The organism is Caballeronia sp. LZ065, assembly GCF_031450975.1.
Classification (GTDB): Bacteria; Pseudomonadota; Gammaproteobacteria; order Burkholderiales; family Burkholderiaceae; genus Caballeronia.
Genome location: NZ_JARUXV010000002.1, coordinates 1,191,644 through 1,208,782, shown reverse-complemented (window position 1 = coordinate 1,208,782; position 17,139 = coordinate 1,191,644). Strand labels below are relative to the sequence as shown.

Below are 17,139 nucleotides of genomic sequence, written 5' to 3'. Positions count from 1 at the left end.
TTTTGAAAGTATTCGGCAAACTCGCGTTGGCGCTGACCGCCTCTCTCTTCACGTGCGTCGCGCAGGCGCAAGGCGCCGACCAGAAGGACGTCGTGTTGCGCGTGTCGTCGTGGGGCGGCAAGTCCACGCAGACGCAGATCAAGTATGCGGGCGACATCTTCACCAACAAGACCGGCGTGAAAGTGCAGTTCATCGACGGCGCGTCGATCGATCACGTCGCCAAGCTGATTGCCGCCAACGGCCGCAACGTGCCGTATGACATCGTGCTGCTCGATGGCGACGTGCGCGCGCAGGCCATCAAGGCGGGCGTGCTGCAGAAGTTCGATCCGGCGAAGGTGCCGAACACGCGCTTCGCCTTCGACGAAGCGAAGAACGCGCAAGGCTATGGCCCGGACTTCGACTTCGTGTCGGCGATCTTCGTCTACAACGCGGACAAGTTCGCGCAAGCGGGCATTCCCGCGCCGACCTCGTGGAAGGATCTGTGGAACCCGAAGCTCGCGGGACATGTCGCGCTGCCCGATCTCGCGAACGGCGCGGGGCGCGCGTTGCTGATCGAAACCTCGCGTCTCAATGGCGGCGACGAAGGCAATCTCGACAAGGCCGTTGCCGAGATTGCGAAGGTCAAGGCGCGCACCTTCTGGCAGACCTCGCAACAGGCGGAACAGCTCATCAAGTCGGGCGACATCTGGCTGACCGTCATCGCCGACGGCCGCGCGTATGCGCTGCAGGACGCTTACAAGCCCGCGCGCGCGGTGCGTCCGAAAGAAGGCTCGATTGCGTTCGCCTCGACGGCGGATATCGTGAAGGGCACGCCGCATCCGGAACTCGCCGCGCAGTTCCTCAACGAGATTTATGGCGCGCTGTATCAGCTCGGCAATGCCACGGACTTCTATTACGGCCCGACCAATCGCCTGTTGACGCCGGTCATCGACGGCGATGCGCAACTGGCCGCCAAGCTCATCTACAAGCCCGAGCAGGCCAAGACGCTCTATCACCCGAACTGGGACAAGTTCTGGGCCGCGCATGAACGCGCGCAGGACCTGTGGAACCGGACCATCGTGTCGGGCCGCTAACAAGACGAGGAGCATGGCGATGAACCAGATCGACCCCGCACATTTCGACGATGTTCCTGCGCGCCTGCAACGCGCGCTCGACGTAGCGACGCCGCTGCTGAAACAACGTGCGGCGCAAGTGGACGAAGCCGCGTCTTATCCTTACGAGCAGATTCGCACGCTGCATGAAGCCGGTCTGCTTGCCGCGGGCTTGTCGAGCGCACGCGGCGGTGCGGACTTCGGCCGCACGACGAGCTTCGCGCATTACTTCGATACCGTCACCGCAATCGCCCGTGCGTGCAGCAACACGGCGCAGTTGTTCACCGTGCAGACGGGCGCGCTGTTCTCGCTCGAACTACTGGGCAAAACCGCGCTGGTCGATGAAGTGGCGCAGGCGGTGCGCTAGCAAGGCGCGACTTTCTGCTTCACGGCCGCCGAACCGGACGAGCGCTTCACTTACGACAACAAGCGCATCAACATCAAGTCCAGCGCCGAACGTCTCGTCGATGGCCGCTGGCGCGTGAAAGCAGAGAAGGCCTTCGCGACGGGCTCGGTGGGCTGCGGCTTCGCGCTGTTCCAGTGCGCGACGGTGAGCGCCGACCCGAACCGTCCGCCCGAGTCCGTGCTGGTGGTGCTGCCGCGCGGGCATGAAGCGGTACGCGTGCTGGATACGTGGGACGGCATCGGTCAGCGTTCGACGACCAGCGGCAAATTGATTGTCGACGAAACGATCGTCGATGCGCGGCAGATCGTCGGCAATCCGGCCAACGTGCCGGCGGCGGCCATCTTCGCGCCGTTCTATCAACTCGGCTTCGCGGCGATCCTCGCGGGCATCGGCGAAGCGGCGCTCGACGACACGCTGCATTTCATCCATCACGTGCAGAAGCCGACCAACGGTTATGCGCGTGCGGCCGAGGAACCGGCGCTCCAGGCGCATGTCGCGGATGTGCGCATCGCGCTTACGGCGAGCCGTGCGCTGATTGCCGAGGCGGCGCGCAAGATGGACGCCTTCACACGCGGCGAAGCGGATATCGCCGATGTTTTCGTCGCTGTGTATCAGGCCAAGGTGCATGCGAGCGGCAGTTCGATCGAAGCGGGCTCGCGCCTGTTCCAGATTGGCGGCGCGCGCTCGGCCACTCGCAGCGTGGCGGCGGACCGGCACTGGCGCAATGCACGCACGCTCTCGCTGCACGATTCCGTCGACAAGCAGAAGGGCATCGTTGCGCGGCATGTGCTGGGCGTCGAGCGTCCCAATGTGTCCACGCGCTGACAAGGAGGCGGACCGTGCTGCTGGCATTCTTTCTTTCGCATTCGGCGTCGCCGCATACGGTCGGGCAATGGCGGCTGCCGCGCTCGTTCCAAGGCTATCGTTATGATCGGGCGCCGTATTGGGAGCATGTCGCGCGCACGGCGGAACGCGGCGGCATCGACACGATCTTTCTGTCCGATTCCTACTCCATCTACGAAACCTATCGCGGCGACAGCGACGACACGCTGCGCTGGGCCGTGCAGTGTCCGCGTCACGATCCGTTGCCGCTGGTTTCAATCATGGCGCGTGTGACGCAGCATGTCGGGCTTATCACGACCTTGAGCACCGCTTTCTTGCCGCCGTACTGGGTCGCGCGCCAGTTCGCCACGCTCGATCATCTGACCGAAGGGCGCGTTGGCTGGAACCTCGTCACGACAGCCGGCGAGCCGGAAGCACGCCAATTCGGCCAGGCACTCGATGAGCACGACACGCGCTATCGCCGTGCCGACGAGTATTTGCGCCTGTGCCAGACCCTATGGGATAGCTGGGAGCCGGATGCAATCGTCGGGGATCGTGCGTCGGGCGTGTTCGCGGATCCATCGAAGGTCGCGAAGATCAACTTCGACGGCGAGTTCTTTTCGAGCCACGGACGCTTCACCGTGCCGCGTTCGCCGCAGGGCAGGCCGCTGATCGCGCAGGCGGGATCGTCGAGTGCGGGCGCGGCCTTCGCGGGCCGTCACGCGGATCTCGTGTTCGGCTTGCGGCATTCGGCGCGCGGCATGCGGGAGTTCGTCGACAAGGTGAAGGGCGAAGCGACGCAAGCCGGACGCGACGTAGATGACGTGCGCATCCTGTGGGGCATTGTGCCGATCGTCGGGCAGACGCGCGAAGAAGCGTTGCAGAAGCAGCAGGCGATCCGCGACAACGTGACGGTAGAAGCGGGCTTGACGATGCTCTCGGCGTTTCTCAACACGGACCTTTCGCGCTTCGATGCAAACGCGCCGTTTCCGGATATCGGCGGGACGAGCGGCATACGCGGGCATCTCGCGACCATCACCGAGGACTTCGCGCCGGATACGCCGCTCGGCGAGATTGCGCGGCATTTTGCGGCGGGTCAGGGACCGCACGTGGTGGGCACGGCGGCCGAGGTGGCGGACCAGTTGCAGACGCTGCTGGACGAAGGCGGCGGCGATGGCTTCATCTGCATCACGCATGCGCTGCCGGCCTGCATGGACGAGTTCGTCGATCTTGTCGTGCCTGAACTGAAGCGGCGCGGTCTTCGTCCCGAAACCTACGAGCACGCGACGCTGCGTGAACGCGTGCGCGCGGGATGATGTTGTTGTTGCGAAGACGCCGGCCCTGCGCCGGCGTCGTTGCAAGGATCAGAAGTAGGACAGGTTGGGCAACGGCGTGTCGTGTGTCGCTTGCCGGCCTATCGCCAGCGCCTTGTAGATCAGCGGATTGTGCGCGGTCACCGTGCGCAATGCTCGCCAGTGCCGGTCGAGCCGCTTGCCGATGCGCGTGCTCGACGCACCGCCCACTTCGAACAGCTCCCCGGCGGCACGGATGGCCAGATCGTCGATGACGACCTTGGTCTTCGCCGTGCTCGCGGCCGCCTGTTCGAACGCATGCGACGAGACATCGCCGGAAGCTGCGCTTGCGAAGCCGCGTTCCAGCCATTGCGTCGCTTCCAGCACGCCGACGCGCGCCAGATGCGCGACGCTTTCAAGCCGTCCGATCACGCTCAGCAACAAGGGATCGTCGCCTGGCACTTCCGCGACCGCGTGATAGAAGTTGCGTTCGCGCGACTTGAGCAGCAGCGCGGCATCCTTGACCACGCGTTGCAGCACGCCCGCCACCACCGCCGAGAGATACAACTGCGCGAACGTCGCCACATAAGGAAGCTTCGTCACGTTTTCGTTGTCGATGATCTCTTCGGGCGCCACGCGCACATCGGTGTACGTGGTCGTTCCGCTCGCCGTGAACTGCTGGCCGAAGCCGTCCCAGTCATCCGCGATATGGACGCCTTCGCGCGCAGCCGGTACAACGACCTTGACCGGCTTGCCTTGCGCATCGACGGCATAGACGTGAATATGGTCCGCGTACAGATTGCCCGTGCTGTAGAACTTCCTGCCGTTGAGGCGCAGGCCGTCCGGGCCGTGCGTGACGGCGGTCTCGTAGTCAAAGTTGCCGACGTTGCGCTTGCCCAGTTCCGTCGCTGACGCGCCGAACGTCTCGCCGCGCGCGACCCGTTCGATGAAGGTCTCATAGACGGGCACGCGCGTTCGATCAATCAACAGACCTTCGACGAAGTTCAGCGGATTGCGGAACGCATGCGCGACGTTGGGATCGGCGGCGGCGAGATCGATGACGAAGTCGAACAACTGCACGAGCGTGATGCCCGCGCCGCCATGTTCGCGCGGCAATCGCAAAGCGCCCAGACGCGCGTCCTTCAGGCGCTGCATCGTTGCCTTGAAAGCGGCGGTATCGCGATGCGGAGTGGCTTCCTGTTCGGCGACCCACGGCAGCAATGCGCGCAGATCACTCAGTTCGAGATGGGATGTGGTCACGGTTTCAAATGAAGTAAAGGAGCTTCAGGCAGTTTCAGCGGCTACGCCGAGCGCGGCCAGCAGACGTTCGCGCAAGACGGCGAAAGCGGGATCGGCAGGACGGCGTGGACGCGGAAGATCGATCTCGATGTCGCTGCCGATGCGGCCATGCTCCAGCATCACCACACGGTCCGCGAGCAAGAGCGCTTCATCGACGTCATGCGTGACGAGCAGGACCGTCGCGGCATGCGCCTTCGATACCTTCGCAATCAGCCGCTGCATCTGGATGCGGGTGAGCGCGTCGAGTGCGGCGAAGGGTTCGTCGAGCAGCCAGACTTTCGGATCGCGGACCAGCGCACGCGCGAGCGCGACGCGTTGCGCTTCGCCGCCCGATAGCGTCAGCGGCCACGCATTCAGCCGGTGCGCCACGCCCACCTCCTTCAGCGCCGCTGCAATCACGGCGCGTGCGTCGGGTTTGCGCAGACCCAGCGCGAGATTCTGTTCGACTGTCTTCCACGGCACCAGACGCGGTTCCTGGAACACGACGGCGCGCTTGTCGGGGACCTGGACGGTGCCAGCAGGTGCGCTGTCGAGCCGGGCCAGCGTGCGCAGCAAGGTGGACTTGCCGGAACCGGAGCGTCCCAGCAAGGCGACGAAGGCGCCGGCTTCGATGTCGAGATCCAGACGGTCCAGCACAGTGTGCTCGCCGAAGCGCCGCGTCAATTGACGCACGCGGATCAGCGGTTCGGTTGGGGTGTAGGTCGCCATGACTCAGTCCTTGATGACCGCGGGACGCCATGCCAGCAAGCGTCGTTCGGCGGCGCGCACGAGGGCGTCGGTGAAGAGACCGAGCAGCGCGTAGATCAGCAGGCACGCCATGATGATGTCGGTGCGCATGAAGTTCTGCGCGTTGATCGCGAGATAGCCGATCCCGCTCGACGCATTGATCTGCTCGCCCACCACCAGCGAGAGCCATGCGATGCTGAGCGAATAGCGCAGGCCGACGAGAAACGAAGGCAGCGCGCCCGGCAACACGATATGCACGATCTGTTCGGTGCGCGTGAGGCCGAGCGTGCCGGCCATTTCGATGATCTTCGCGTCGGCGCCGCGAATGCCTGAGAACAGGTTGAGATACACGGGGATCATGCAGCCGAGCGCAACGAGCGCAATCTTCGGCGTCTCGCCGATGCCGAACCACAGGATGAACAGCGGCACGAGCGCGAGGTGCGGCAGGGTGCGGGCCATTTGCAGGAGCGCATCAACGGCGTCTTCGCCGCGTCGCGACAGCCCCGACAGCAGCGCGAGCGCCACGCCGAGCGAGAGTCCAATGGCCAGTCCGCTGCCCGCACGCGCCAGCGACGCGAGCAGATGCATGCCCAGCTCGCCGCTGACCCCGAGTTGCCATAGCGTCGCGGCGATCTGCGAAGGCGACGAGAAGCGCCGCTCGCTGACGAAGCCGGTTGTCGCGGCAAGCTCCCATGCGAGAAGCAGTACGGCAGGGACCGCGAAGCGCTGCCAGCGAACACGCAGCCTGCGCCGTGCGAGCGGCGCGCGTGGCGCATCGACGGCGATCGTTGGATGAGACATGACGAATCTCCGTGAAGGTTCAGGCGGTGGTGGCAAGTTGTCCGTCGAAGGCTGCGCTGATATTGCCGATCGACTGTTTGATCATTCCGTAGCGATAGAAGCCGTCAGCCGACTGTTGCAGCGCGCGGCGCACGTCTGCATTGAGCGGCGCGGGCGTCGGCTTGAAATCGGCCAGCAGGGAACGCGCGGTGGCGGGATCGAGCTTCGTGTCCTTGACGAGCGCAGCCGCTGCCGCATCCACGTTGGCGAGCGCCCAGCGTTGCGCGCGTTCGCTGCGGGCGAGGAAGTCGCGGATCGCATCGCGCTTGTCGCGCGCCGCTTTCTCGTGAACCAGCAGGAAGTTGTTGCCGCTGAAGAGGTTCGGCACGTCACTCAGATTGGCGATCGGATAGGCGCCGTTCTGCTGGATCGCGAGCGTGGAGTAGGGTGCCCAGGTGAGCCACGCATCGACGGCGCCGGATGCGAAAGCCGGTTTCGCTGCGGTGGGATCGAGGAACACGATATTTACGTCACTGCGCTTGAGGCCCGCTTTCTCCAGCAGGCCGTAAGTCATCAGTTCGGGGCCGCCTCCCGCGTTCACCGCGAGCCTCTTGCCCTTCAGGTCAGCCACGCGTTTGATGCCTGAATCGCGTTGCGCGAGCAACGGAATGAAGCTCGGCGCGAACGTGATGGCGCTGACCGCGCGCGCCGGGCAGCCGGCGGCGTAGGCGAAGAGAAACACGACGTCGCCGGTCTGGCCGACATCGAGCGCGTCCGCATTGAAGGCTTGCAGTTCCTGCTGGCCTGCGGGGAACTTGCTCCATTCGATTTCATACGGAAGATTCTTCGCTTCGCCGGAGGCTTCGAGAAACGCCTTCCAGCCGATGGAGTTCATGTCGCCCACGCGCAGCACCGTCGCGGCGCGCGCCGGGCCGCCGATCATGAAGCCCGCTGCGGCGGCGAGGCCGCCCGCCACGAGCTTGCGACGGTTGAATGATGCGGGTCGATCGTGTCTGGATGTCATGCTGTCGTCGCTCAATGTTCGTAGCCAGGGTTGTGTCGATCGACGAGCCGCTTGAGGGCCTCGAAATGTTCGACGTGATAGGGACGTCCGGACCACGCCGCGCCCTCGCGTGCGTGCTCGGTGTATTGACGGTGCACGAGGTCTTGTTGCTCCTGTGAGAGCAGTCGCAGCGGCTTGCCGGTGGAGTACGCGAGCACCTGAAAGCGCGCCGCGCGTTCGAGCAGATAGAGCCGGTCGTAGGCTTGCGAAACACTGCGACCGGTGACGATCACGCCGTGATTCGCGAGGAACAGGATGCTCTTGTCGCCGAGCCGCCTTGCGAGGCGGCGGCCTTCGTCGATGTCGTAGGCGAGGCCGTTGTATTCATCGTCGTAAGCGATATGGCGCAGCAACAGCAACTTCGCCTGACCGATGGGCAGCAGACGCTGATCGGCCAGACGCGTGAGCGCCGTCGTGTAGGGCATGTGCGTATGCAGCACGGCGGCGTGCCGGACCGGATCGGAGTGATGAATCGGCAGATGGATGCACAGCGCCGATTGCTCGACCACGCCTTCGCCCGCGATGCGCTGCGCATCGTAGTCGAGCGTCAGGAAGTCGCTCGCCTTGATCTCGGACCAGTGACGTCCGAAGGGCGCGACCAGAAAGCGTCCGCGCGGATTCGGCAGCGACAGTGAGAAATGATTGGCGATGCCTTCGTGCAAGTCCTGCATCACCGCGATGCGATGCGCGGCGGCCAGATCGATGCGGCCAGTGTGTTCAATCGCTGCAAGATCTGCTTCAGCCATGCGTGTGGACTCCCTACAGTGACGGATCGTGCGGCCGCGCGCGCGATGAAGCTGGCGCGCGGCACTGGCACGACCATAAGTCAGCCGAAGCAGCGTTCAAACGAATGGATTGTTCGATCTATATCAGGACGTGCGCGTCGAGCTTATGACGCGGGGATTGAAGAGGCAGGCGAGGGGAGGGGCGCGGGTATGACGTGATCGTCATACCCGCGTTGTGTTGCCTTACTGGTTTTCAGCGCGCGTCGGTTGCGCCGAAGCGTGGATCGCCTTGCGTTCCTTCGCAACCTGCTCCGTCGATACAGCCGGCGCATGATTGCCCCAGCTCGTGCGCACGAAGGTCAGCACGTCGGCGATATCGCGGTCGGTGAGACGTTCGGCGAAACCGGGCATCGCGTAATGCGTGGGAGCCGCCTGGGTCCACGGCATTGCGCCGCCCTGAAGCACGATGTGAATCAGCGAGGCGGGATCGTCGGAGTTGATCACGGTCGAGAGCGCGAGCGTCGGGAACGTCGCGTCATAACCGCTGCCGCTCGTGCGATGGCATGCCGCGCAGTTATCGAGGAAAGTCAGCGCGCCATTGCCGCGATCCGTGCCCGCGCGCAATGCGTGCGCGGCATCGGCGTTCGCGGTCAGCGGCTGCGATGAGGCATCCACGGGCGCGAGCGTCTTCAGGTACGCGGCGATCGCGCCGAGATCGGCATCGCTCATGTGCTGCGTGCTGTTCTCGACCACTTCAGCCATGCCGCCGAACGCCGCCGTATGCGCGGTGCGCCCGCTCTTCAGGAACGCGACGATGTCCGCTTCGCTCCAGCTCGCGAGACCGTCCTTCTTGTCGCCGCGCAGGTTCTTCGCGAGATAGCCGTCGATCACGCCGCCCGACAGGAAGGTGTGGCCGTCGTCGGTCAGCGCCTTCTCCTGCAAGCCGACGCCGCGCGGCGTGTGGCATGCGCTGCAATGCGCGAGACCTTCGACGAGATAGCGTCCGCGCGTTACCGGATCGGCGGGCACGGGCGTATCGTCGACAACCACGTCCGGCGCGAAGGCCATGCGCCAGAAACGCAGCGGCCAGCGCATCGACAGCGGCCAGACGATGTCCTCTGCGCGGTTCGCCTGATTTACCGGCTGCACGCCTTGCATGAAGTACGCATACAGCGCCTTCACGTCCGACGGCTTGACCTTCGCGTAGGAGACATAGGGCATCGCCGGATAGAGCGACGAACCGTTCTTCGCGACGCCATGACGCACGGCATTATCGAAGTCCTCGAACGAGTAGTCGCCGATGCCGGTTTGCTTGTCGGGCGTGATGTTGGTCGAGTAGATGCGGCCGATCGGCGAATCGATGCCGAGCCCGCCCGCGAACGGCTTGCCGCCCTTCGCCGTGTGACAGGCCACGCAGTCTGCTGCCGCCGCGAGATAGCGGCCTTTCTCGATCAACGCGCGGTCGGCGTCGCTCAATGCTTGCGCCTGCGGCTGCGCGACCTTGGTTTCGACGCGCGGCGCGGAGGCCGGTTGCTGCGCGAACGCGAGCGCGGCCCATGCGGCGCCCGCGACGATGGCCGACGACAGCGCGGTCATCGTGAGTTGTTTCTTCGTCATCGCTGTTTCCTCAAGCCTGAACCAGCGGAGCGCCAGGGTTCTTCAGGTATTGCTCGCGGATCGCTTTCGCCGAGTGATAGGCGAGCGCGGCCACGATGCCCGTCGGGTTGTAGCCCATGTTCTGCGGGAACGCGGAAGCGCCCATCACGAACACGTTCGGCACGTCCCAGCTTTGGAGGTACTTGTTGACGACGCTCGTTTCCGGCGACGTACCCATCACCGCGCCGCCCGTCGTGTGCGTGGACTGATAGACGCGCGTGTCGTAGTGCTGTCCCTTCTTGCGGATCGCGCGGAAGTATTTCTCCGGATTCATCGCCTTGGCCACGTCTTCCATGCGCGTGCCGATGTAGTCCAGCATCGCGTATTCGTTGTCGTGCCAGTCGAAGGTCATGCGCAGCAGCGGCTGGCCGTACTTGTCGCGGTAGGTGGGATCGAGGTCGAGATAGGCATCGCGATACGGCATCACCGAACCCGAGATGCCGATGGTCATGTAGCGTTGGTAAGCGTCGCTGACGCCCGCTTTCCAGCCGCTGCCCCAGTTCGGCGTGCCCGGAACGGTCTGGGCCTGCTTGATGGGACGGCCGCCCGTGCGGATATGGCGAATGCTCGCACCGCCGACGAAGCCGAGCGGACCGTGATCGAACTGGTCGCCATTCAGGTCGTCCATGCCGACGCCGCCTGCGCCTGCTCCGGCAAACGGATTGAGCTGCGTGCCCTTGGGCAGCAGCACGTTGATGCCGCCGTTCATCTGATATGCGTAGTTGCGGCCGACCGTCCCCGTGCCGGTGCGCGGATCGTACGGCTTGCCGATGCCGGACAACAAGAGCAGACGCACGTTGTGCATCTGGAACGCGGCGATGATGACCATGTCGGCGGGCTGTTCGACTTCACGGCCTTGCGCGTCGATGTACTGCACGCCGGTCGCGGTCTTGCCGTCCGGTGAGAGCAGGACCTTGGTGACGTGCGAACGCGTGCGCAGTTCGAAGTTCGGCTTCTTGAGCAGCACCGGCAGGATGGTGGTCTGCGGAGAGGCCTTCGAATACATGTAGCAGCCGAAGTTTTCGCAGAAGCCGCAGAAGTTGCACGGCCCGAGGCGCACGCCATACGGATTCGTGTACGGCTGCGATGTATTGGCTGCGGGCGCCGGATACGGATGGAAGCCCACTTCGCGCGCGGCCTTCTCGAAGAGTTGCGCGCCGAGACCGTTTTGCAGCGCGGGCGTCGGGAATTCGCTCTTGCGCGCACCTTCCAGCGGATTGCCGCCGGCCTGGATCTGGCCGTTGAGATTGCCTGCCTTGCCGGACGTGCCGAACACCTTCTCGGCGAAGTCGAAGAACGGCTCCATCTCGTCGTAGGTCACGCCGAAGTCCTGCACCTGCATGCCTTCGGGGATAAATTTCTTGCCGTAGCGCTCTTCATAGCGCGTGCGCAGTTGCAGCTCTTCGGGAAGCATGCGGTAGTGCATGCCGTTCCAGTGGAAGCCCGCGCCGCCGACGCCGTTGCCCAGCAGGAACGAGCCGTTCTGACGATACGGTGTGGCGAGATCGTCGACGCCATGGCGGATCGTCACAGTCTCGCCCGAGAGGTCCTGGAACAGTTCGCCGCGCACGGCGTATTTGAGTTCGTCGATGACCTTTGGATAGTTGGCGTCCGTTGGCGTATCGCGCATTGCACCGCGTTCGAGTGCGAGTACGTTCAAACCTGCGTCGGTCAGTTCCTGGCCGAGAATCGCGCCGGTCCAGCCGAACCCGACGATCACGCAATCGACCTTGTCTTTCTTGATTGCCACCTGCTTACCCCCGCCTGCCGTCGATCGATACCGGGCCGTACGGATACTTCGTACCCGGCTGTTCGATCAAGTCCATGAAATCCGCCCGGGCACCCGGGAAGCCGACCATCTTCCAGCCCACCATGTCCTTGTTGCCGCCGTAGATCGGATCGGCCAGGAAGCCTTCCTTGGTGTTGCCGAGGAGGTAGGAGAAGAAGGTGCGTGCGGGCACGACGTCGAATTCGATCTTCGCGTGCTCCATCTCGCCGAGGATCGTTTCCTGAGTCTTGTGGTCGAGTTGCGCGAAGGTCTTGCCGCCGTACTGCTTCGTGCAGTGGTCGTCGCAGGCCTTGATGCCGTGGCGATAGAGGTCGCGCGGCGCGAGGTTCATCTGATAGCCCATCTCGGGCGGCTGTTCCGGATGAAACGGGCCTTGCATGTACCACAGCTTGCCGTGGCCATAGGGCGTTTCCATCTGCCGGTCGATGTACTCGTGCACGTTGGCCGCGAGCGCGCCGGGGCCGTGATCGTCAGTGGGGATCAGGCGATCGATGGCGGCCTGGATGAAGGCCCATTCGGCATCGGTGAAGTAGGTGGGGGCGTACGGCTTGTTGCTCGCGGCAGCAGGGGCGGGCGGTGTGGTGTTGCTGCAGGCGCTCTGCGTGAGCGCCGCGCCCGGGACCACGGTGGCCGCGGGCACGATGGCCAGCACCTGCCGCAGGAAGCGACGGCGCGGCTCTTTGTCGTTCGACATGCTCTTTCTCGTCTTTGTCGTCTGTGGGGAGAGGATGCGTGCGTGGCCGGCCGCTTCTGTGGTGGAAGCGGCTCCACGTCAAGGCGGAGCGGGGACGCGCCCGGCATCGCGAAATGTCGTGATCGACTGTTATGGCTTCGCGGTGTGGCGGGCGGACAGGAATGTGTGCGGCAAGAGCGAACGGTTTTTTGATGCTTTGTTGCTTTCCCCGATCCGGCGTTCGCTGCTTTGGCGCGAAGTTTAGATAGGTCGGTTGAATAAATAAACTATATGACGCTATCTTCTGGAAGATAGATTTTGTTTTTTTAATGGCGCGTCCGTCGCCGAGGGCGGCGGATGCGGGTTTGAGGCCTGGGTTCACTGCAGACGCGGATCTTGTGACTGGGGAGCCGGTTGTCCAGGCCACGTCACCGGAATGTTCCACGCCTTCAGAAGTTCGGCAACGCCCGGCCAGGACTTCGGAATGGAGGGCGGCAGGGGGCCCGGGTTGCCGTTGGGCGGCAAGGTGATCGTGGCGATGCCGCCGCGAATGGAAGACATCGCGGTGTGATGCAGCGTGTCGGCGCGTGGCAGGTCGGTGATGATCAGCATAGGCATGATGGGTCTCCAAGCAAAAGTAGAGTGAGTGGCGGGGATGTCGCCGGTTGGTCTTTTGCATGGGGCGTGCCAATGAGCGTGAAGGTCGTTGATTACTGGGCTGTGGCAGACCTGGAGGCTTATGCAGGTGCTCGAAGTCGAATCTGCGCGTGTGTTGATGCCATCACGCGATGGACTTGAGCAACAGTCTGATCGTTGGATGTCGGCAAACGCCAGACATTTCAGAGGCGTTCGGAGGGTGGGTTCGTCGACAAGCTGAAGCCATCAGGAATGGTGACCGTCGATCAGCGATGGGGTGATGAAAGGACGCGGCGCGCTCGGGAGTGTGAACGGCATCGACCCGCTCACACTCAATCACGAGACTGATCATGGCGCTTAGCAACGCGACGGGGGGGCTGTGTTTGCACGCGACGTTCGGTACTCGCGGGGATGAGTGTAAGCGGACCTGTCGCGGTTCTTATGAAAAGCAGGATGCGAAACTCTCCCCATGTGGCAGGCACAAAGATGATCGGCGCGAGCAAGACGGCAAGCGCGAAACTTTCGTCCCAAGAGCGGCAAAATCTTCATCGAGCCTGACGCCGCGACGTCGGTATCGCCCCGTTGAATGCAAGATTACCTCTGGCAGTCAATCATTCATCGTCGGGACTGAGTTAAAGAAAATCGAGTATCGATATAGCTAACCCGTTGAATTGGCGAGGGGTTTCTTACGGAAAGCCAATAGACCGCTGACCTTTGGTCCGTTCAATGCGCACGACACGCTCAGGAACGTGCTCTAGATAGTGACAACTGCGGCGCTTTATCCCCGCTCCTTGGTTATGTGTTACCAGGATGCAAGTGCATGACACTCGTTGTCTTGCCGCCTCTTCGAGGCTCTGTCGTCTCTTTGCGGTAACAAGACGCAAACGATTTCTCAGCTCATGACTCAGCGTGGCGAGAAACTCGTCTTTGCTACGGTCCGCATACTTCAGCCTATGCTCGGCCTCTTTGCGCTCAGCTTTGTCGCTGGACGCCAATCCATTTGTAGATCGCTCCAGCGATGTGGAACATTGGCACGGCTCCCGGCCTCACGCATCGCAAGCCCGTTGCGCCGCGAGCCGATGAGACCTGCGCAAACCCGATCGCACCCCTGCTGTCACCGTAGCGCTGAAAACCGAGTGCCTTCTCGATCGCTACGCCCCGGCGCGCTGAAGAAGCCCGCAACTCTACGATGCTGAACGGCAGGCCAGGCGCCCTTGTCGCAGGAGCCGAAAGTCGTTATCTATCGCGCCTGGCCGAAAAGCCGCCGACTTCCGCTCTTGCTGGCTACCTTATTGCGAGTTCAGCGGCGGCAGCGCCGGCCCTCTTGCACGACGCGAGCGCCGCCACCCCATCCGTCGATGCAGCTTTACGCGCACGCCGCTTTCCACGGACTCCGCTCTTTCATAGTGCGTCTCGACTGCCTTCGCGAGATCCTGCAGATCGGGCTCGGCGATTTCATCGACCCGCGCGGGATGAGCGAAGCGCGGATTCGCATCCATCCATCGATACAGCGCCGGTATCACGCGTCGCATGGAACCCGAGTCGGTCGCCTGCTTCAATGCGCGCCACGCGGCGAACTCGCCTTCCGCGCGCTTCCTGCGCGCCGCGATCCACGCGCGCCGCACGCGCTCCCACGCCGCGCGCATGCGCGGATAGAACCACGCGCCCGCCACGATGCAAGCCAGCGCGATGCACGCATAAACCACGTCGCGCGCATTCAGGAAGATCACCGTATGCCGCGCGGCGCCGGCGAGCGCATCGGCGGGGATTTCCCATAGCGGCTTCTCGTGCGCCGCGCGCGCGGTGAAGTTCACGGCAGGCAGATGGATCGTTTCGCGCTGATGTGTGATCGTGTTCCACCATTCGATGTCGATGGGCGGCAGCGCGTAGCGTCCGCGCCTGTTCACGACATACGTGACCGTATCGGTGCGTTCGCCCGCGACGAGGCCGGTTCGATCCGCCGAGATATTGCGCGTCGCGGGCGGCTTCGCATAGCGCCGCAAGCCGTCGATCTCGCCGAACTGCACCGGCGCGATCAGCATCGACTCGGTCGCGTCCGCGTGTTGCGTGACGATGCGGGAGATCGTGCCGCCTACTTCGAGCTTGCCGTCCTGCGGCTCGATGCGCTGTGTCGCCGTGACGTTCGGCGCGGGAAAGAACGACGTCATGCCTTCGGCGCCGGCCGGCAGCGTCGCGGTGAATGTTTGCGGCGGTGTTTGCAGCGTGACCGGCGTGTCCGTGCCGCCGGTATGCAGCGTGATGCTGAGCGCGGGCACATCGAACGCACCCGACGCGCGCGGCACGATGCGATACACGCGGCTCACGCCGAACCATTGCACGCCGTCGATCGTCTCGTTGAGATTGAGCGCGTTGTCGTCGGGCAGCGTGACGAATGCGTCGTGGATCTCGAAGGTAGGCCAGTCGGGCGCGGCGGTGAACCAGCTCGTCGTGAGCGCATCGACGACGAGCTTGACCGCGCTGCCCGCGACCACCGGTCCGGCGGGTTCGAGATGCGCGCGCAGCATTGTGCGCGGGGCATCGTCGGCCCGGGCGAACGAGCACGCGATCAACAGACAGAGCATCGAGACGAAACAACGCATCATGGCCCGCCTCCGGCTTCCTGTGCGAAGCGCTGATGCAGGAATACCGCGGGCGAGGTGTTGAGATTGCGCATCCACGCCTCTTCCGACGGGCGCTGTCCCTGCACGAGCACTTGCTTGTCTTCCTTGCCCTTCTTCTTTTGCACGTCGATCTGATCCGGCTTCAGCGTCGTGGATTCGTCGCCCTCGTTCTTCTCGTCCTTGATGAGCTTCTGCATCAGTTCGCGGTTCGCGCGCGCATCGGCGAAATCGGCGCGGCGGGCGACCGCGTTGTCGTAGGCCCTCGACGCGCCTTCGTAATCTTTCAGATGCGCGAGCGTGTTGCCCGCATAAAAGTACGCCTCGGCCGTATTCATACGCGAGAAGGTTTCGAGCGCATCCGCATAGTCGCCCACGAGATATTGCGCGCGGCCTTTCCACATCGGATTGTCGAAGCGTTGCGCGGCGCGTTTGTAGTCGCCGTGCTCGAAGCGCCATCGGCCTTGCTGATCGTGCGTCGCGAAGAGATCGAGCCATTCGAACGATGCCGCGCGCGCAACGCCCGGCGTGCCAGTAGTTGCAAGCGCAACGATTATGACGGGCAGCCACTTCACCGTCCAGCCGCGCCTGAATCCATACAGCGCGAGCAGCAGCAACGGCAGAACGAGCCAGTAGCCCGTTTCCTTCCAGCGCGGCACGATCTTCGATTCCTGCGCCGCTTCGAGATAGACCTGCGCGCGCCGCTGCACCCATTCGATATCGTCGTCATCGGGACGCATGCTCGCGAGCGGAATCGACGCCGCCTGCGTGATCTTGCGGATAGCGGCTGCATCGAACGTGCCGGTGAGCGGATGGCCCGCGTCGTCCGTCGCGAGTTGGCCGTCGGCTTTGCGTATCGGCCCGCCGTTCTCCGTGCCCACCGCGAGCCATAGCAGCTGATGCTTCGACGCCTTCGCGATTCGCAGAAACGCGTCGGTGCCGCTTTCGTCGAAACCGTCGCTCATGAAGACGATCGTGCCAGCCGCTTCGTCCTTTTGCAGCATGCGTTCCGCAATCGCCAGACCGGCCGCCGCGTTCTTGCCGTCGCGCGGCATGAGCTCGGGCCCGAGCGCGGGCACATAAAGTTCGAGCATGGCCGGGTCTTCCGTCGGCGGCACGACGAGATGCCCGCTCGACGCGAACACGACGAGCCCCATGCGCGCGCCCTTTCTCGCCGTCGCGAGATCGAGCACCTTCTGCTTCGCACGCTCGATGCGCGTGGGCGCGATATCGGCCGCATCCATCGAACGCGCGAGTTCGAGCACGACGACGAGCGGCGCCTTGTCCTGATCGAACGGCGGGCGCTCCTGCTGCCATGTCGGTCCCGCCACCGATATCGCGCCGAGCGCGATCAGCGCGGATAGCGTATGCACGGGCTGCACGCGTCGTCGCGCATCGCCGCCGACGATCAGATGTTCGAGCAAATGCGGTGCGATGATATTGCGCCAACGCGCGCGCATATCGTTGCGCCGCAGCCAGACGAAGGGCAGCAGCACGGCGGGAATCAACAGTAAGAGCCATAGCGGCCGCAGAAAATGAAACGCGGTGAGGTCGATGGCCATG

Annotated in this window: 15 protein-coding genes; 4 read left to right on the top strand and 11 right to left on the bottom strand. The window is 63.9% G+C overall.

Going from position 1 to position 17,139, the window contains the following annotated elements; genetic code table 11:
• Positions 1-2 precede the first annotated feature (2 nt).
• The 4 genes from QCE63_RS19615 to QCE63_RS19600 all read left to right on the top strand — a co-directional run bounded on the left by QCE63_RS19615 (position 3) and on the right by QCE63_RS19600 (position 3,635).
• The gene (locus tag QCE63_RS19615) at positions 3-1,073 is read left to right on the top strand and encodes an ABC transporter substrate-binding protein (protein ID WP_309835277.1); all 1,071 of its coding nucleotides are present in this window, start codon (positions 3-5) and stop codon (positions 1,071-1,073) included.
• Positions 1,074-1,092: 19 nt separating this feature from the next.
• Positions 1,093-1,458 (top strand): acyl-CoA dehydrogenase family protein, encoded by a 366-nt coding sequence (locus QCE63_RS19610; RefSeq protein WP_309835275.1) that lies wholly within the window; start codon positions 1,093-1,095, stop codon positions 1,456-1,458.
• 114 nt (positions 1,459-1,572) lie between these two features.
• Positions 1,573-2,322, top strand: a complete 750-nt coding sequence (locus QCE63_RS19605) for an acyl-CoA dehydrogenase family protein (protein ID WP_309835273.1) — start codon at positions 1,573-1,575, stop codon at positions 2,320-2,322.
• 14 nt (positions 2,323-2,336) lie between these two features.
• On the top strand, positions 2,337-3,635 hold the full coding sequence (locus QCE63_RS19600) for an NtaA/DmoA family FMN-dependent monooxygenase (protein WP_309835272.1): 1,299 nt from the start codon (positions 2,337-2,339) through the stop codon (positions 3,633-3,635).
• A gap of 48 nt (positions 3,636-3,683) precedes the next feature.
• On the opposite strand, the gene QCE63_RS19595 is transcribed toward QCE63_RS19600, so the two are convergent.
• The 11 genes from QCE63_RS19595 to QCE63_RS19545 all read right to left on the bottom strand — a co-directional run bounded on the left by QCE63_RS19595 (position 3,684) and on the right by QCE63_RS19545 (position 17,138).
• On the bottom strand, positions 3,684-4,871 hold the full coding sequence (locus QCE63_RS19595; RefSeq protein WP_309835271.1) for an acyl-CoA dehydrogenase: 1,188 nt from the start codon (positions 4,869-4,871) through the stop codon (positions 3,684-3,686).
• A 24-nt stretch (positions 4,872-4,895) separates the two neighbouring features.
• Positions 4,896-5,618, bottom strand: coding sequence for an ABC transporter ATP-binding protein (locus QCE63_RS19590; RefSeq protein ID WP_309835270.1), 723 nt, complete (start codon positions 5,616-5,618; stop codon positions 4,896-4,898).
• A gap of 3 nt (positions 5,619-5,621) precedes the next feature.
• On the bottom strand, positions 5,622-6,437 hold the full coding sequence (locus QCE63_RS19585) for an ABC transporter permease subunit (protein ID WP_309835269.1): 816 nt from the start codon (positions 6,435-6,437) through the stop codon (positions 5,622-5,624).
• Between the two features lie 19 nt (positions 6,438-6,456).
• Positions 6,457-7,440: an aliphatic sulfonate ABC transporter substrate-binding protein gene (locus QCE63_RS19580; protein ID WP_309835268.1), complete on the bottom strand. Its 984-nt coding sequence runs from the start codon at positions 7,438-7,440 to the stop codon at positions 6,457-6,459.
• Positions 7,441-7,451: 11 nt separating this feature from the next.
• Positions 7,452-8,225: a class II aldolase/adducin family protein gene (locus QCE63_RS19575; RefSeq protein WP_309835266.1), complete on the bottom strand. Its 774-nt coding sequence runs from the start codon at positions 8,223-8,225 to the stop codon at positions 7,452-7,454.
• A gap of 222 nt (positions 8,226-8,447) precedes the next feature.
• Positions 8,448-9,821 (bottom strand): cytochrome c, encoded by a 1,374-nt coding sequence (locus QCE63_RS19570; RefSeq protein WP_309835265.1) that lies wholly within the window; start codon positions 9,819-9,821, stop codon positions 8,448-8,450.
• A gap of 10 nt (positions 9,822-9,831) precedes the next feature.
• The gene (locus QCE63_RS19565; protein WP_309835264.1) at positions 9,832-11,610 is read right to left on the bottom strand and encodes a GMC family oxidoreductase; all 1,779 of its coding nucleotides are present in this window, start codon (positions 11,608-11,610) and stop codon (positions 9,832-9,834) included.
• Between the two features lie 4 nt (positions 11,611-11,614).
• Positions 11,615-12,343: a gluconate 2-dehydrogenase subunit 3 family protein gene (locus QCE63_RS19560; RefSeq protein ID WP_309835263.1), complete on the bottom strand. Its 729-nt coding sequence runs from the start codon at positions 12,341-12,343 to the stop codon at positions 11,615-11,617.
• Positions 12,344-12,700: 357 nt separating this feature from the next.
• Positions 12,701-12,940, bottom strand: a complete 240-nt coding sequence (locus QCE63_RS19555) for a hypothetical protein (protein ID WP_309835262.1) — start codon at positions 12,938-12,940, stop codon at positions 12,701-12,703.
• 1,307 nt (positions 12,941-14,247) lie between these two features.
• On the bottom strand, positions 14,248-15,561 hold the full coding sequence (locus tag QCE63_RS19550; protein ID WP_309835261.1) for a hypothetical protein: 1,314 nt from the start codon (positions 15,559-15,561) through the stop codon (positions 14,248-14,250).
• The gene (locus tag QCE63_RS19545; protein WP_309835259.1) at positions 15,558-17,138 is read right to left on the bottom strand and encodes a VWA domain-containing protein; all 1,581 of its coding nucleotides are present in this window, start codon (positions 17,136-17,138) and stop codon (positions 15,558-15,560) included. Before QCE63_RS19545 ends, QCE63_RS19550 begins: the two co-directional genes overlap by 4 nt.
• Position 17,139 lies beyond the last annotated feature (1 nt).

Excerpts from the sequence above, each read along its gene's own strand:
- QCE63_RS19590 (WP_309835270.1), bottom strand. The coding sequence starts at position 5,618 with ATGGCGACCTACACCCCAACCGAACCGCTGATCCGCGTGCGTCAATTG.
- QCE63_RS19545 (WP_309835259.1), bottom strand. The coding sequence starts at position 17,138 with ATGGCCATCGACCTCACCGCGTTTCATTTTCTGCGGCCGCTATGGCTC.
- QCE63_RS19550 (WP_309835261.1), bottom strand. The coding sequence starts at position 15,561 with ATGATGCGTTGTTTCGTCTCGATGCTCTGTCTGTTGATCGCGTGCTCG.
- QCE63_RS19585 (WP_309835269.1), bottom strand. The coding sequence starts at position 6,437 with ATGTCTCATCCAACGATCGCCGTCGATGCGCCACGCGCGCCGCTCGCA.
- QCE63_RS19560 (WP_309835263.1), bottom strand. The coding sequence starts at position 12,343 with ATGTCGAACGACAAAGAGCCGCGCCGTCGCTTCCTGCGGCAGGTGCTG.
- QCE63_RS19610 (WP_309835275.1), top strand. The coding sequence starts at position 1,093 with ATGAACCAGATCGACCCCGCACATTTCGACGATGTTCCTGCGCGCCTG.
- QCE63_RS19555 (WP_309835262.1), bottom strand. The coding sequence starts at position 12,940 with ATGCCTATGCTGATCATCACCGACCTGCCACGCGCCGACACGCTGCAT.
- QCE63_RS19570 (WP_309835265.1), bottom strand. The coding sequence starts at position 9,821 with ATGACGAAGAAACAACTCACGATGACCGCGCTGTCGTCGGCCATCGTC.
- QCE63_RS19575 (WP_309835266.1), bottom strand. The coding sequence starts at position 8,225 with ATGGCTGAAGCAGATCTTGCAGCGATTGAACACACTGGCCGCATCGAT.
- QCE63_RS19580 (WP_309835268.1), bottom strand. The coding sequence starts at position 7,440 with ATGACATCCAGACACGATCGACCCGCATCATTCAACCGTCGCAAGCTC.